Source organism: Oscillochloris sp. ZM17-4, from assembly GCF_019599295.1.
In the GTDB taxonomy this organism is placed as follows: Bacteria; Chloroflexota; Chloroflexia; order Chloroflexales; family Chloroflexaceae; genus Oscillochloris.
Genome location: NZ_JAIEWN010000004.1, coordinates 153,947 through 168,657, shown reverse-complemented (window position 1 = coordinate 168,657; position 14,711 = coordinate 153,947). Strand labels below are relative to the sequence as shown.

The 14,711-nt window shown below is 67.3% G+C and carries 10 protein-coding genes, 1 pseudogene and 2 CRISPR repeat arrays; of the genes and pseudogenes, 7 read left to right on the top strand and 4 right to left on the bottom strand.

Annotated elements, in window-relative coordinates; all coding sequences use genetic code 11:
• Positions 1-153: 153 nt before the first annotated feature.
• Positions 154-713: a CRISPR direct-repeat array (repeat unit 23 nt; unit sequence AATCCCCGCCAGGGGATTACTAC).
• A 47-nt stretch (positions 714-760) separates the two neighbouring features.
• A complete protein-coding gene (gene cas1 / locus K2Z83_RS05585) occupies positions 761-1,780 on the top strand; it encodes a CRISPR-associated endonuclease Cas1 (protein ID WP_220594187.1) in 1,020 nt (339 codons plus the stop codon).
• A gap of 111 nt (positions 1,781-1,891) precedes the next feature.
• Positions 1,892-2,173: a CRISPR-associated endonuclease Cas2 gene (gene cas2 / locus K2Z83_RS05580; RefSeq protein WP_220594186.1), complete on the top strand. Its 282-nt coding sequence runs from the start codon at positions 1,892-1,894 to the stop codon at positions 2,171-2,173.
• A gap of 160 nt (positions 2,174-2,333) precedes the next feature.
• A CRISPR array of direct repeats spans positions 2,334-3,313; the repeat unit is 37 nt; unit sequence ATCCCAAAGACCAAAATCCCCGCCAGGGGATTACTAC.
• Positions 3,314-3,317: 4 nt separating this feature from the next.
• Here cas2 and K2Z83_RS05575 read toward each other — a convergent pair.
• Positions 3,318-4,808 (bottom strand): hypothetical protein, encoded by a 1,491-nt coding sequence (locus K2Z83_RS05575; RefSeq protein ID WP_220594185.1) that lies wholly within the window; start codon positions 4,806-4,808, stop codon positions 3,318-3,320.
• Positions 4,809-5,140: 332 nt separating this feature from the next.
• On the opposite strand from K2Z83_RS05575, the gene K2Z83_RS05570 reads away from it, so the two are divergent.
• Positions 5,141-5,515 (top strand): 2Fe-2S iron-sulfur cluster-binding protein, encoded by a 375-nt coding sequence (locus K2Z83_RS05570; RefSeq protein WP_220594184.1) that lies wholly within the window; start codon positions 5,141-5,143, stop codon positions 5,513-5,515.
• Between the two features lie 43 nt (positions 5,516-5,558).
• On the opposite strand, the gene K2Z83_RS05565 is transcribed toward K2Z83_RS05570, so the two are convergent.
• The gene (locus K2Z83_RS05565) at positions 5,559-8,177 is read right to left on the bottom strand and encodes a replicative DNA helicase (RefSeq protein ID WP_220594183.1); all 2,619 of its coding nucleotides are present in this window, start codon (positions 8,175-8,177) and stop codon (positions 5,559-5,561) included.
• Between the two features lie 157 nt (positions 8,178-8,334).
• Positions 8,335-8,862, bottom strand: a complete 528-nt coding sequence (gene rplI, locus K2Z83_RS05560; RefSeq protein ID WP_370650074.1) for a 50S ribosomal protein L9 — start codon at positions 8,860-8,862, stop codon at positions 8,335-8,337.
• Between the two features lie 686 nt (positions 8,863-9,548).
• Here rplI and K2Z83_RS05555 point away from each other — a divergent pair.
• From K2Z83_RS05555 to K2Z83_RS05545, 3 genes and pseudogenes are all read left to right on the top strand, one after another.
• Entirely contained in the window at positions 9,549-10,568 is a 1,020-nt protein-coding gene (locus tag K2Z83_RS05555; protein ID WP_305082498.1) for a thiamine pyrophosphate-dependent dehydrogenase E1 component subunit alpha, read from the top strand.
• Between the two features lie 243 nt (positions 10,569-10,811).
• Entirely contained in the window at positions 10,812-11,792 is a 981-nt protein-coding gene (locus tag K2Z83_RS05550) for an alpha-ketoacid dehydrogenase subunit beta (protein ID WP_220594182.1), read from the top strand.
• 78 nt (positions 11,793-11,870) lie between these two features.
• Positions 11,871-12,053: pseudogene (locus tag K2Z83_RS05545) on the top strand (biotin/lipoyl-containing protein); the annotation flags it as partial.
• On the opposite strand, the gene K2Z83_RS05540 reads toward K2Z83_RS05545, so the two are convergent.
• Entirely contained in the window at positions 12,049-12,336 is a 288-nt protein-coding gene (locus tag K2Z83_RS05540) for a potassium channel family protein (RefSeq protein ID WP_220594181.1), read from the bottom strand. The pseudogene K2Z83_RS05545 and the gene K2Z83_RS05540 overlap by 5 nt on opposite strands.
• A gap of 49 nt (positions 12,337-12,385) precedes the next feature.
• On the opposite strand from K2Z83_RS05540, the gene K2Z83_RS05535 reads away from it, so the two are divergent.
• Positions 12,386-14,711 (top strand): FAD-binding oxidoreductase (locus K2Z83_RS05535; RefSeq protein WP_220594180.1); only part of this gene is annotated, 2,326 nt, incomplete at its 3' end.

The window sequence follows — 14,711 nt, the reverse complement described above, 5'->3', positions numbered from 1 at the left end:
TGGCCCGACCGATGACTGGCTCGACTGCCACCAGCGTATGATTGCACGGCGACCCAGACCAGATCTGCGATCCCGCGCAGCGAAGCGGGTCATCGGCCATCGCCGTCGCGCCCGTCAGCAAGCGCCAAAACGCTCCGTCGCGGATGCGACCCTCTTCGCACCCCCCGAATCCCCGCCAGGGGATTACTACGCCGCGAGCGCGCGATCCCCGATGGGCGTGGTTGCGCCTTCGCACCCCCCGAATCCCCGCCAGGGGATTACTACAAACCTTCCTTCCGTATTGTCAGAGAACACTGATAGACTTCGCACCCCCCGAATCCCCGCCAGGGGATTACTACAAAAGACCCACCGGTCAGGTTGCCGTCGCAGATGACTTCGCACCCCCCGAATCCCCGCCAGGGGATTACTACACCACGTACGCCTTGTCAGGCGCACCGAGCGCAATCGTCTTCGCACCCCCCGAATCCCCGCCAGGGGATTACTACTCAGGCCACTGCACCATGTCCCATCCGTTAGCCGACTTAGATCCCAAAGACCAAAATCCCCGCCAGGGGATTACTACGCGATCTCCTTGACGGTGGCGTTGTTGAGGATCTTCAATCCCAAAGACCAAAATCCCCGCCAGGGGATTACTACACATCGCCGAACTTCCACACCCAATCCAGCACGAAGTCTACTTCGCACCCCCCGAATCCCCGCCAGGGGATGACTGTTGTGTGCCGCATGGTGGCGTATTGTGCAAATACCCTATTCAACGCTCATGCCAACTCTCTACGTGATCGAGCAAGGTGCCGAGATCGGCTGTGACGGCGAGCGACTGGAGGTGCGCCGCGCCGGTGAGGTTCTCGCCGACGTGCCTCTGGTGAAGATCACCGACATCATCGTCTTCGGCAATGTCGGCCTGACCACCCCCGCGATCAAGCGCCTGCTCGACCGGGGCATCGACGTGACCTTTATGACTATCGAGGGGCGCTATCACGGGCGGCTCGTCGGCGAAGTGACCGCCCACGTGGCCCTGCGCCAGGCCCAGTACGCCCGCGCCGCCGACCCGGCATGGGCGCTCCGCCAGGCCCAGGCGATCGTCGAGGGGAAGCTGCGCAACCAGCGCGCCCTGCTCCAGCGCTTCGCCCGCAACCGCGCCGACCCGCCCCCCGAGGCGGGCGCGGCCGCCGAGGCGATGGGCGACTACCTGCCCCGCGTCGGGCGCACCACCCGCATCCCCGCCCTGCTCGGCGTCGAGGGCAGCGCCACCGCCCGCTACTTCGCCGGTCTGCGCAGCCTGATCGGCCCCGACTGGAACTTCCGCGCCCGCCAGCGTCGCCCCCCCGCCGACCCGGTCAACGTCCTGCTCTCGCTCGGCTACACCCTGCTGGCCAACAAGGTGCGCGGGGCTGTCCAGGCTGCTGGCTTTGACCCCTACCTCGGCTTCCTGCACCAGCTCGACTACGGGCGACCCTCGCTGGCCCTCGACCTGATGGAAGAGTTCCGCCCGCTGCTGGTCGACTCGCTGGTGCTGCGGGTCTGCGGCGATGGGCGCATTGCGCAGGACGACTTCACCCCTGGCGACGCGGCCCGCCCGGTGGTGCTGAGCGACGCCGGGCTACGCCGCTTCCTGACGGCCTTCGAGGAGCGTATGCGTACCGAGGCTACCCACCCGCTCGGCGCCGACAGCGGGCCGGGCAAAGTTCGCTACCTACGCTGCCTGGAGCTACAGGCCCGCCAACTCGCCCGCGCCGTGCGCGGCCAGGACGAAGCCTACACCCCCTTCACCGTGCGCTGAGCGCGATTGCAGATTGCAGATTGCAGATTGCAGATTGCAGATCGTCTCATACATTGGCCTGGCACCTGACACCTGACACGTGCCACCTGTCCCCTCTCAAAAGGAGCGCCTATGCTCTACCTGATCAGCTACGACATCAGCGAGAACAAGCGGCGGACAAAGCTGGCCAAGCTGCTTGAGGGCTTTGGCCAGCGTGTGCTTGAGAGCGTCTTCGAGTGCGACCTGGAGCCACAGGCATACCGGACACTCCGGCGGCGGATTGATCGGCGGCTGCGGCCAGCGGAAGGGGATCGGCTACGGGTCTACCGGCTCTGCTCCAGCTGCGTGGCCCAGGTCGAAGTGATCGGCGATGGGCCGCCGGTCGAGCGCAGCGTTGACGTGTACATCGTTTAAGGGTATATTTGAGCGAAATGCCGCGCAAGCGCATTGGAATGCGCCAAAGCCTGTCAGATACGCCCGCACAACACGCGGATGAGGCCGAAAATAGGCTAAATCGGCAGGCACCGCGCAAAACGTCTCCGCGATGGCTTTCTGACGCCATGCGCGGGGGGCACTATCCCAAAGACCAAAATCCCCGCCAGGGGATTACTACGTTGAAGTCGAGTTCCTCGATACGCACGCGGTATACGACATCCCAAAGACCAAAATCCCCGCCAGGGGATTACTACCTATACCGACTGCGCCCGGTGTATCTCTAAGGACGCTTTCCATCCCAAAGACCAAAATCCCCGCCAGGGGATTACTACGCTATGCTATGCAGGCGCGCTGTGCATACATACAGTTCCATCCCAAAGACCAAAATCCCCGCCAGGGGATTACTACTGCATACAGTCCTCCTTGTGTGTCGCCGCCTCAACCCTACCATCCCAAAGACCAAAATCCCCGCCAGGGGATTACTACCCTGGACGCTGTGTCCAGGCGTGGGCCACTACAGGAGTTTGTCGTATGATTCTCCGACTGAACGCATCCCAAAGACCAAAATCCCCGCCAGGGGATTACTACGGACTCGCCGCGCAGGGCCGAGAGCTGGGAGACGTAGCATCCCAAAGACCAAAATCCCCGCCAGGGGATTACTACAAAGTCCACGAGGTATTCTTTACCACCACATCGCCAGATCCCAAAGACCAAAATCCCCGCCAGGGGATTACTACCATCCCTAATCGATCCAGCGGAAGCCACCGTTATCGCCCTTGATCCCAAAGACCAAAATCCCCGCCAGGGGATTACTACACTACCCGCAGCCTTATCTGGTGCCCTCACTAGCGATCCCAAAGACCAAAATCCCCGCCAGGGGATTACTACGAAACGTAGCGAGTGCAATACAGTCGCCCACAGGTACCTGATCCCAAAGACCAAAATCCCCGCCAGGGGATTACTACGGTGTTCAGGTTGCTGCTGCTCATGGTAGGGTCTCCTTGATCCCAAAGACCAAAATCCCCGCCAGGGGATTACTACCCTCATCTTCCATCGCCTCGATCTCGTCGCCTATTCGTTTTATCCCAAAGACATGGTTTCAGAAGCACTTGACAGTTTGGCGTCACGCGGCGTGCGCTAACCGCAGCGGTGAAGGCATAACCGCCTCCACCGGAGGATAGCCCAGCGCCACCAACCAGTCGGTTGGGGCATCGGTCATGCCACTCAGGTGGAGAGGACTCTGCCCTTTATGGATGCCACGGGGAAAGACCCGATGATTATGCCAGACGGCCAGCAGCGCCAACATCCCCGTCGTCAAGGTGCGCCGCACGGCCAGATGCGGGCGCAGAATGGAGTGCCAGCGTTCCACCGCGCTGCTGACCCGCACGGCGTCCGCCCACGTCGCCAGTAGCACGCGGGCGGCGTCGCGCCAGTCGGCGGGGATGGCCGCCAGGATGTCGTCCCGCGTCCAGGCCAGTGCCTCCCGGCGCAGCCACGCCCACCCCAGCAGTGCCTGCCGTGCGGGGGCCAGCACGCCCGCCAGATCCTGCTGCACCTGGGCGACGTGGGGCACAAAGGCCAGCAGGGCGGGCAGATCGGCGCGGATGCGGCGGCCCAGCCGCTGCACCTCGGCCCGCGACCGGCTCGGGCAGGTGGCGGCCAGCTCGTCCCACAAGGCCAGCAGGGCATCCAACTCCGCTTGCCGCTGGGCCGGAGACCACAGCTGGTCGGCACCCACGACGACGACCGCCAGCAGGTCGTGCAGTTCGGCGCTCAGATAGCGCAGCCCGTCGGCCACCCGCTGGGTGGCGGCCAGGGTCGCGGCCTGGGTCGCCAGATCTGTTTTGGCGGCGCGGCCCTTGGGGCGCTGCCCGGCGGCCACCCGCGCGGTCTGCCGGGCGACCACCGGGGTCTGCTGGGCGACCACCCGATCCAGGCGTCCCTGCACCTGGGCACACTCCTGCCAGAGATGCCACTGGTCCAACTGCAGGGCCACTTGGGGCGTGACCTGCTGGCAGGCCGCGTGCATCGGGGCACCCGCGTCCATGACCGCCCGATCCCAGCGCAGGCCACGATCCTGCAGGCTCCACAAGACCAACGTCCAGCTCTCCGTATCGACCGCCAGCGGCCCTTCACTCGCCCAGACGGCACCGCTGTGGACATCCACCACATTGAGATAGGCGCCGTGCCGCCGGTGCCCATAGATCTCATCAAGCGCCAGGGCGCGGGTGCTGGCGGGCACATGCGTCTGCATCCAGGTGATGGCCCGCTGCTGGGCTTCATGCAGCACCGCCGTGATCGTGGCCAGGCTCAGCCCCTGCCGCAGCAGTTCGGCGATGCCCGCCTGGATACCCCGGTCACTGGCGTGGTTGATCCACAAGGTCAAGATGTGGCGGACGGTCGTGCGCGCCACCGGCGTGGGGGGAGGCAGCGCAGGGGTAAACGCCGCCATCAGCGCCTGACCGGCCTGGTCGCGCCAGGTATAGAGCGTTTGACGCGAGACCTGGATCTCCCGACTCAGCTGCGTGACCATCCCGTATTCCCCCGGATGGGCCAGCAGCATGGCGGCCCATTGTGCCCGCTCGGCGGGCGTGCTAGGATGCGTCTGACCCATACGGTCCTCCCTGGCTCTTTGGTTGTCGGTGGTACGTCAACCATAGCACCAGGGAGTTTGTTTGTCTGCGGGCCGAAGCAGACTGTCAAGCTGATTCGGCCCTTCTGAAACCTTGTCTAATAAGGTTTTTTGTGGGAGAGCTTCGCTCTCCCACACCCTCACTGCGCGCAGTGTTGTTGCTGGCAACAAAAACCGTTGTTGTTTTGGGGAGCGATGCCAGCTTCGCTGGCATCGCTCCCCAAAACAACAAGAGATTCCGGGGGCCGGCGGCTCAGCCAAATCGTGGTACGCTGAGAGAGGGAGATTCTGTGCATACCCAAAGGAGCGTACGCGTGCCAACACTGACAGTGAGCGGGAAGACGAGCGAGGTCGCCGCCGGGACGCGGCTGGTCAAGGCGATCGAGGACGCCGGCGTGGAGATCGGCCACCGCTGCGGCGGCCACGCCCGCTGCACCACGTGCCGGGTCGCCTTCGCCGAGGGCGAGCCGGACACGATGACCCGCGCCGAGTATGATAAGCTGACGGAGCGCGGCATGATCGGCCAGCACCGCCTCGCCTGCCAGATCGTCTGCGACCACGACATGGCCATCGCCGAGGTCGTGATGACGAGGGAGAACCAGGGCTGGGAGGACACCGGCTCCGCCCCCGAGCCGACGGTGACGCCCGACCCGGCCACCTTCCCGATCGACGAGCTGCGCGGGGCGTAGCGACGCGCCTGCGGCCACCGGGGCGCGCGCCCCGGTAGCCGCGCTAGTACCCCTCGGGCGCCCGGTAGCGCTCCAGGTTCTGGAAGCGCGTCGTCCGCGCCTCGAAGCGCAGCGGGATGATGCCCAGCGGCCCGTTGCGGTGCTTGGCCATGTGGATCTCCGCGATGCCCTTTTTTTCGGTCTCTTTGTCGTATAATTCTTCCCGGTAAATAAACATCACAATATCCGCGTCTTGCTCGATCGAGTTGTGAGGTATGAAGTCATTAGCTATAAAGCAGTGAATTTCATCAACAGTAAGATCGTATACAGCCTCCTCGCCGTTGGGCTCGATACTGACGATCTGATCCCAGTAGACATCGCTCGCGGCGAGACGCTGGAGCTCTGGCGATCTCACAATGCTCGCCAGTTTGGCGGCCCGCTCTCGACTCAGATTTTGTTTGTAGAGACCAGTTCCACAGTAGGCATTTCCTAGACTCGCCTGCATCTGGCGGCCCGTGATACCTTCTACCTGCATTGTGGGCACGACGAGAGATCGCCAGACGGAAGATGGCACAACGTCACGATTGGTATTGACGGTTCGCTCTGCCAGATACGCTGATATCTGCGCCAGCTGGGCCGCCTTACGTTGCCCCACAGCTCCGATAACTGCAACAAAGTGTCGCTGATCAGCCGTGCCGCTCACATCGACGTGATATTGATCGCGCCCTTTACCTGTTTGGAGCTTACGTCGAAGGCTGGCATTGATGCCGAGCCGGAGCAAGAGCGACTGTACATCGCGGGCCAGACGCTCGCTGCTGCTTGCGTAGTACATCGTCGGCGCATGCCGCTTGCCAGGGCTCAGGTGCATACATCCATCGGTGGCCCAGAGGTGCCGCAGGAAGTGGGCGATCTGGGCGTCGGGCTGGGCGAAGACCTGCTGGGGCACGAACTTCTCGTACGAGCGCAGGTCGAAGGCTCCCATTGCGTCGAGCCATGCCGCCACCGGGTTGCGCACGCCGTGGGTCAGCCGGGCCGTCGCGGTGAGGTAGACCTGGATCCAGGTTCGCTCGGGGCTGATCCGCGGTGCGATCGCGGCCCCAAAGATGCGCGTCGCCAAGGTGGCGGCGATCTCTGCCATATCGGCATCAGCCGTCGTGAAGTGGATGGGCTGGCGGGCCAGGGTACAGCCATCGCCGATCAGCAGGGCCAGCAGGGCGAGCTCGTCGTCGGACATCGTCGCCTTGGTCGGGCCGGGGAGGCGCCGCGGCATAGCCAGTCGGTCGCCTTGCTTGAGCTCGTCGATCCGCCGCCAGCCGTCAATGGTCAGGAACTTGTGGTTGCCGGTGGCCCGGATGGTGCGACCGAGCCTTGTTGTGAGGCGGTAGACCGGCTTCACGCCGGTGCAGAAGGCGTTCGTCACTGGGCGCGGCTCCAGCTTCCATGTCGTGGTGTTCAGGGCCAGCACGTTGAAGCCGGTCTGGCCGACGAGCGAGTCGATCCGCAGGTAGTTGCCGCTGTCGGGCATGTAGACCAGGCTCTCGCCAGTGAGGCAGCCCGACTCTCTGAGGTCGCTGAGCATCGGCACGTGGCTCTGGCGGCCCTCGACGGCGCGGGAGAGCTGGGAGAGGGCGATCACCGGGACGTTCAGCTCGCGGGCGAGGCCCTTGAGCCCGCGGCTGATCTCGGAGACTTCCTGGACGCGGTTGTCGCTGCGCTTGCCCGACATGAGCTGGAGGTAGTCGATCATGATCAGGTCGACGCCGGCCTCGGCCTCCAGGCGGCGGGCCTTGCTGCGCACCTCGTTGATGCTCAGGCCGGGGGTGTCCTCGATATAGATCGGGATCTCGGAGAGCACGCCCATGCCCTCCAGGGCCAGGTTCAGCTCGTCGCCGCGCAGGTTGCCGGTGCGCAGGCGCTGCATGTCGATGCCGGTGTGCATCGAGAGCATGCGCTGCACCAGCTGGTCGCGGCTCATCTCCAGGCTGAAGACGCCGACCGTCTGGTTGGACTGGTAGGCCACGTTGTAGGCCAGCGAGAGCGCGAGCGACGTCTTGCCAACGCTCGGCCGGGCCGCCAGAATGATCAGGTCGCTGGGCTGGAGGCCGCCGGTGAGCTCGTCGAGGTCGGTGTAGCCGGTGGGCACGCCGACCACCTCGCCGCGGCGCTCCTGGAGCGTCTCGATCTGGGTGAAGAGGGCGTTGACGATCTTGCCGATGTGGACGAAGTCCTGGGTGCCGCGGCGCTGGCTGACGGCGAAGAGCTGGGCCTCGGCCTTGTCGAGGGTCGCCTCCAGGGTGTCGCTCTCGTCGTAGCCCATGGCCGAGATCTTGCCGCCGGCCTCGATCAGGCGGCGCAGCACGGCGGTGCGCTCGACGCTCTTGGCGTAGTACTCGATGTGGACGGCGGTGGGCACCTCGCCGAGCAGCTCGCCGAGGAAGGAGAGGCCGCCGACAAGGTCGATCCGCTCCTGGCGGCGCAGCTCGGTGGCCACGGTGGTCAGGTCAGGGGGCTCGCGGCGGCCGTAGCAGGCCAGCATGGCCTCGTAGACCATGGCGTGCTTCTCGAGGTAGAAGTACTCGGGCGGCAGCCAGCCGGCCACGGCCACGATCGCCTCGCGGTCGAGCAGGATCGAGCCGAGGGTGGCCCGCTCGGCCTGTAGGTCGAATGGTACGGAGCGATCCATCTGGCCTCCTGACTCTCTCCCCAGCTAGTCCGACAGTCGTCCCACGCTTATCCCGATCCTATCCACAGCCTGTGGAGAAACGACAATGTGCCGCAGCGTACGCTGCGGCACATTGTCGATAGCTTCCGTTACGGCGCCCGGCGGGCGCGGGAGGAGCCTAGAGCTCAGGGATATCGCTATCGGACGGGCCATCCTCGGTGGCGGGGGCCTCGGCCTCGGGGGCGCCGCCCTCGGGCTCGACGATCACGTTCAGCACCGGCGCAAGGTCGCTCAGCAGCTGCACCTTCACCGCGTAGATCCCGGTGCGCTTGATCGGATCCTCAAGGTCGATCTTGCGCCGGTCGATCTCGATGCCGATCTGGGCCTTCAGCTTCTCGGCGATGTCCACGTTCGTCACCGAGCCGTAGAGCCGATCCTGCTCGCCGACCTTCACCGAGAAGTGCAGCGACACGCCGTTGATGCGGGCGGCCAGGGCCTGGGCGTCCTTGCGTCCGACCTCTGCACGCCGGCGCTGGGCCGACATGCGCTCCTCGGCCTGGCGGATCTGGCCCCTGGTGGCCAGCACCGCGAAGCCCTTCGGGATCAGGTAGTTGCGCCCAAAGCCACCGGATACATCTTTAAGCTCACCCGCCTTGCCAAGATGCTCGACATCATTGGTGAGCAGGACTTTCATTTTTGCGCTCACAACGCCACTCCTCGGGTACTTAGCCTTTAAGACAACGGACGCCATAATACCACAGGCCGCGCCAGGCCGTCAATGTGCGTGACGGGCGCGGGTGCAGCGTATTGTTGATACCGCTGGCGAATGGTCGCAGTTGCCCGCAAACGCTGCCGGATGCAGCCATACTCTGCATCTGGCAGCGTTGGAAATCGTAGGTCAGAAGGGCATTTTGGAATTCGCCAGCGGTATCAATAATACGCCGCACCCGACGAGCGCTTCTGCTGGGGGCGCTCCTTTGTGATCGGCTTGGATTATCACCGACACCATGCACTGAACCCCGGGTGCCACGTAAAGCCTTGCATGCGGGCGGGCGGCTGAAGCCGCGCCGGGGGAGGGCCTGCGGCCGCCCGCCCGCCTCCGCGGGCGGCTCCGGCGTCGGCCTGCGCCGACGCTCGGCGCGCAGCGCCCCGGCGACGCGGCTTCAGCCGCCCGCCAGAGCACCGCTGCAAGGCTATACGCCGCACCCCTGAACCCCAAGCGGCGTGCAATTCACGGCCTGGTGTGATAGACTTCTCACAGCGACGTCAATGACGACGGATTCAATGGGCCTGCGCGGCCGCGCCACCTGCGGCGCGCCACTGGCGAGGCCATGAGCCCCAGCGTTATTGACGCCGGGGCTTTTCGTGCAGCTATGCTCAAGGAGGAGAGCCATGGCCGTTTCAACGAAGGCTACGGCGCCGGGGGCAGATGTCGCCGCGCAGCGGGATCTCGCCCCCACCATGATGCGCGACATGTTCCGCTTTATGCTGCTCGCCCGCGCCCTCGATGAGCGCATGTGGCTGCTGAACCGCGCCGGCAAGGCGCCGTTCGTGATCTCGTGCCAGGGCCACGAGGCCGCCCAGGTGGGCGCCGCCCTCGCCCTCGACCGCACGAAGGACTTTACCCTGCCCTACTACCGCGGCCTCGGCACCGTCCTTGTCATGGGCATGACCCCCGCCGAGATCATGCTGGCCCTCTTCGCCCGCGCCGCCGACCCGAGCTCCGGCGGGCGCCAGATGCCCGCCCACTACTCTAGCCGTCGCCTGCGCATCGTCACCCAGTCCAGCCCGGTGGGCACCCAGATCCCCCACGCCGCCGGGGTGGCCCTCGCCGAGCAGATCCGCGGCGGCGATGCGGTGGCCTGGACCTCGTTCGGCGAGGGCACCGCCAGCCAGGGCGACTTCCACGAGGGCATTAACTTCGCCGCCGTCCACCGGCTCCCGGCCATCTTCCAGTGCGAGAATAACGAGTACGCGATCAGCGTGCCGCAGAAGATGCAGATGGCCGTCAACAGCGTGGCCGATCGCGGCGTGGCCTACGGCATCCCCGGCGTCTGCGTGGACGGCACCGATGTCCTGGCGATGTACGAGGTGACGCAGCGCGCCGTCGCCCGCGCCCGCGCCGGCGACGGCCCCACCCTGATCGAGGCCCGCGTGGTGCGCCTCACCGCCCACAGCTCCGACGATAACGACCGCACCTACCGCTCGCAGCACGAGCTGCGCGCCATGCGCCAGCACGACCCGATCGCCCGCTTCGCCTCCTACCTCCACGAGCACGACCTGATCGCGGAGGATGAGGAGCGCGAGCTGCGCGAGGCGATCGCCGCCGAGGTGGACGCCGCCACCGAGGCGGCCGAGCAGGCGCCGCTCCCCGAGCCGGAGACCCTCTACGACCACGTGTACGCGCCGTAGGGCTGCTGCCCTAAAAACCTGCATCTATTCGGCTGCGATTGCCAGCTTCGCGGCAATCTCAACCGAATAGATCATTACTCTTTAATGCTGCCAGCAACAACATTGCGCATAGTGAGGGTGTGGGAGAGCTTCGCTCTCCCACAAAAAAACTGATGGTGCTGCGGCGCGGCGTAGCCGCGCCGCAGCACCATCAGTGCGGCATGTGCCTGTCGGGCACAATCATTACTCTTTAAGGGCATGACCATGCCAGAGATCAACATCCTTGAGGCCATCCGCCAGGCCATCGATGAGATGATGTCCAGCGACGAGCGGGTCTTCGTGCTCGGCGAGGACGTCGGCGTGCGCGGCGGGGTCTTCCGCGTCACCGATGGCCTGATCGCGAAGTACCCCCGCCGGATCATCGACTCGCCCCTGGCCGAGAGCGCGATCGTCGGCGCGTGCGTCGGCGCGGCCATGAACGGCACCCTGCCGATCGCCGAGATCCAGTTCGCCGACTTCATCGCCCCCGCCTTCAACCAGATCGTCCAGGAGGCCGCCCGCATCCACTACCGCTCCAACGGCGACTGGACGATGCCGCTGGTGATCCGCGCGCCCTACGGCGGCGGCATCCACGGCGCCCTCTACCACAGCCAGAGCATCGAGGCCTTCTTCGCCCACGTGCCTGGCCTGAAGGTGCTGGCCCCCGCCACGCCCTACGACGCCAAGGGGCTGCTCAAGAGCGCCATCGAGGACCCCAACCCGGTGCTCTTCCTGGAGCACAAGAAGACCTACCGCCTGATCAAGGGCCAGGTGCCCGACGATGACTACCGCGTGCCGATCGGCGAGGCCGATGTGAAGCGCCCCGGCGAGGACCTGAGCGTCTTCGCCTACGGCCTGATGCTCCACTACTGCATGGAGGCCGCCCGCATGCTCGCCGCCGAGGGCGTCAGCGTCGAGGTGGTGGACCTGCGCTCGCTGCGGCCCCTGGACATCGCGACCATCCTCGCCAGCGTCCGCCGCACCAGCAAGGCCATGGTCGTCCACGAGGATAACCTGACCGGCGGCTTCGGCGGCGAGATCGCGGCCCTGATCGGCGAGCACGCCTTCGAGCACCTCGACGCCCCGGTGATGCGCCTCGGCGGCCCCGATGTGCCCGCCATGCCCTTCGCCAAGCCGCTTGAGGACGCCTTTATGCCCAGCCCCGCCAAGATCGCCGCGGCCATGCGCCGCCTCGCCGCGTATTAGGAGGGGCGCAGCAGTCGCGCTGTGAACCTGTCGCTCTTCACGCATAAGCAGCGCGACTGCTGCGCCCTTACAAAATGTATGACCACAGATATCAAGATGCCCCAGCTCGGCGAGAGTGTCACCGAGGGCACGGTCGGGCGCTGGCTGAAGCGGCCCGGCGAGATGGTGCAGAAGTACGAGCCGCTGCTGGAGGTTGTCACCGATAAGGTGGACACGGAGGTGCCCTCGCCCGTGTCCGGCACGCTGATCGAGGTGATCATCGCCGCACGAGCAGGCCGATCCCCATAAAGATATACATGATCGTGAACAGCTTGCCCGCCGCCGTCTGCGGGCTGAAGTCGCCGTAGCCGATGGTGGAGAGGGTGATCACGCAGAAGTACAGGCTGTCGATCCAGCCCCAGCCCTCGACCGAGTGGTAGAACAGCGTGCCCATGGCGAGCACAAGCAGCACCAGGGCCGCCAGGACGCGGAACTCCGCGTCGCGCCAGGCCCGGCGCATGGCGAGGTAGAAGTGCTGGATCGTCAGCAGAAGCGGGAGCAGCATGGCGAGCATGATACCACGGCCCTGCCGAGGGCAGTATAATATTGGGACGATGACCACCCACACTGAGATAATCGCCGTGCAGCCGGGGGCGCTGATGGCCACGGCCCCCGCCGGGGCCACCATCGAGCAGATGAGCGCGGCCCTGGCCGGGCACGGCCTCTGGCTGCCCATCTGCCCGCTGACGCCGGGGCTGCGCCTGGCCGACCTGGTGGCCCACAACGCGGGCGGGCGTCGCCGCCTGGCCCACGGGCCGATCGGGCGCTACCTGCGGGCGGCGACGCTCGGCGATGGCCTGCGGCTTGGCGGGCCGACGATCAAGCGCTCCACCGGACTCGGCCTGCACCGGGCCATCGCCGGCGGCGCGATCGACCTCGGCCAGCCCCGCGATCTGACCCTCAGCCTGCGCCCGCTGCCCGCCGCCCGCGCCGCCCTGAGCCTGCGCTGCGCCGACCTGGGGGCGGCCTGCCGGCTGGCCGCCGGCCTGCTGCGGCGCGGGCTGGCCCTGAGCGCCCTGGCCCTGGCCGAGGGCGAGTCCGGCGCGGGCCTGCTCCTGGCCGAGCTTGAGGGCGCGCCCGCCGTGGTCGAGCGCCAGGCCGCCGAGCTCATCGCCGCCGCCCGCGCCGCCGGCGCCGCCGCCGCGCCCGCCGATGAATCTGCCTGGGCGCGCTGGGAGTCCCTGGCCGCCGCCCAGCTCGCCGCCCAGCTCGCCGTCGAGCTGACCCTGCCGCGCGCCGCGCTGCCGGCCGCCATCGCCGCCGCCCGCGCCACGGCCCGCCGCCACGGGCGCGGCCTCGCCATCTGGGGCGACGCCGGGGTCGGCGCGCTCTGCCTGCGCCTGGCTGGCCCGCCGGACGCCGCGGGCCAGCGCTGTCTGGCGGAGCTGGTGGGCCTGGGCCGCGCCGCCGGCGGCGATCTGTCGACTGAGCTGGGGCGGGGCGTGCGCGCGCACTTCCCCGCCACACATGCGGTGTCGTATCAGGCGAGCGCGAAGCGCTCGCCTGATACGACACCGCTCTTCGACTCGCTCCGCGCCATCGTCGGCCCGCGCTACCTGCTGACCCGCCCGGACGACCTGGGGGCCTACGCGATCGACGCATCGATCGCCCGGCCCGAGGGGCCGCCCCTGGCGGTGGCCCTGCCCGCCAGCGCCGCCGAGCTCGCGGCGCTGATGCGGGTCGCCGCCGCCCACGGGCTGCCGGTGGTCAGCCGGGGCGCCGGCAGCGGCCTGGCCGGCGGGGCAATCCCCAGCCCCGGCGCCCTGCTGGTCGGGCTCAACCGCATGGGTCAGATCGCCATCGACCGCGCGCAGATGGTCGCCCACGTCGGCGCCGGGGCGACCACCGCCGAGGTGCAGCGCGCCGCCGAGGCCGTGGGCCTCTTCTACCCGCCCGACCCCTCCAGCCAGAGCACATCAACCATCGGCGGGAACATCGCCTGCAACGCCGGCGGCCCGCGCTGCGTGAAGTATGGCGTCACCGCCGACTACGTGCTGGGGCTGACGGTGGCCCTGGCCGACGGGCGCATGGCGCGCTGGGGCGACGGGCTGGCCGGCCAGGGGCCAGAGAGCGGCCTGGCCCAGCTGCTCGTCGGCTCCGAGGGCACCCTGGCCGTGATCGCCGAGGCCACCCTGCGCCTGCTGCCCCTGCCCGCCGCCCGCCGCACCGCCATGGCGATCTTCCCGACCCTCGACGCCGCCTGTGAGACGGTCGAGCAGATCATGGCGGCCGGGGTGGTGCCGGCGGCCCTGGAGCTGATGGACGACACGACGATCGCCGCCGTGGAGGCCTACCTCCAGATCGGGCTGCCCCGCGACGCCGGGGCCATGCTGCTGATGCTGGCCGACGGCGAGCCAGAGGCGGTGGCGGCCGACTCGCTGGCCCTGGCGGAGCTGGCGCGGCGGGGCGGGGCCGTGCGCGTCCAGGTGGCCCGCGGCGCCGCCGAGGAGGCCGACCTCTGGCGCGGGCGGCGGGCGATCGCGCCGGCCCTGGCGCGGATCAGGCCCAGCCGGCTCGGCGAGGATATCAGCGTGCCCCTGCCGCAGATCGCCGCCTGCGTGCGCCGGATCAAGCAGATCAGCGCCGAGCACGGCCTGCCGATCGTCGTCTTCGGCCACGCCGGCGACGGCAACCTGCACCCGAACATCCTGTTCGACCCGCGCGACCCCGCCGAGGCCGCGCGGCTCTGGCCCTGCGCCGAGGCGATCTTCGCGGCGGCCCTGGAGCTGGGCGGCACGCTCTCCGGCGAGCACGGCGTCGGCACCCTGAAGCGACCCTTCATGCGCCGGGCCATCGGTGAGCCGGCCATCGACATACAGCGCCAGATCAAGGCCTGGCTCGACCCGGATGGCCGGCTCAACCCGGGCAAGGTGTTGCCGG

Coding starts and splice junctions, on each gene's coding strand:
- cas2 (WP_220594186.1), top strand. CDS start 1,892: ATGCTCTACCTGATCAGCTACGACATCAGCGAGAACAAGCGGCGGACA.
- K2Z83_RS05540 (WP_220594181.1), bottom strand. CDS start 12,336: ATGCTGCTCCCGCTTCTGCTGACGATCCAGCACTTCTACCTCGCCATG.
- K2Z83_RS05555 (WP_305082498.1), top strand. CDS start 9,549: ATGGCCGTTTCAACGAAGGCTACGGCGCCGGGGGCAGATGTCGCCGCG.
- K2Z83_RS05565 (WP_220594183.1), bottom strand. CDS start 8,177: ATGGATCGCTCCGTACCATTCGACCTACAGGCCGAGCGGGCCACCCTC.
- K2Z83_RS05550 (WP_220594182.1), top strand. CDS start 10,812: ATGCCAGAGATCAACATCCTTGAGGCCATCCGCCAGGCCATCGATGAG.
- K2Z83_RS05575 (WP_220594185.1), bottom strand. CDS start 4,808: ATGGGTCAGACGCATCCTAGCACGCCCGCCGAGCGGGCACAATGGGCC.
- cas1 (WP_220594187.1), top strand. CDS start 761: ATGCCAACTCTCTACGTGATCGAGCAAGGTGCCGAGATCGGCTGTGAC.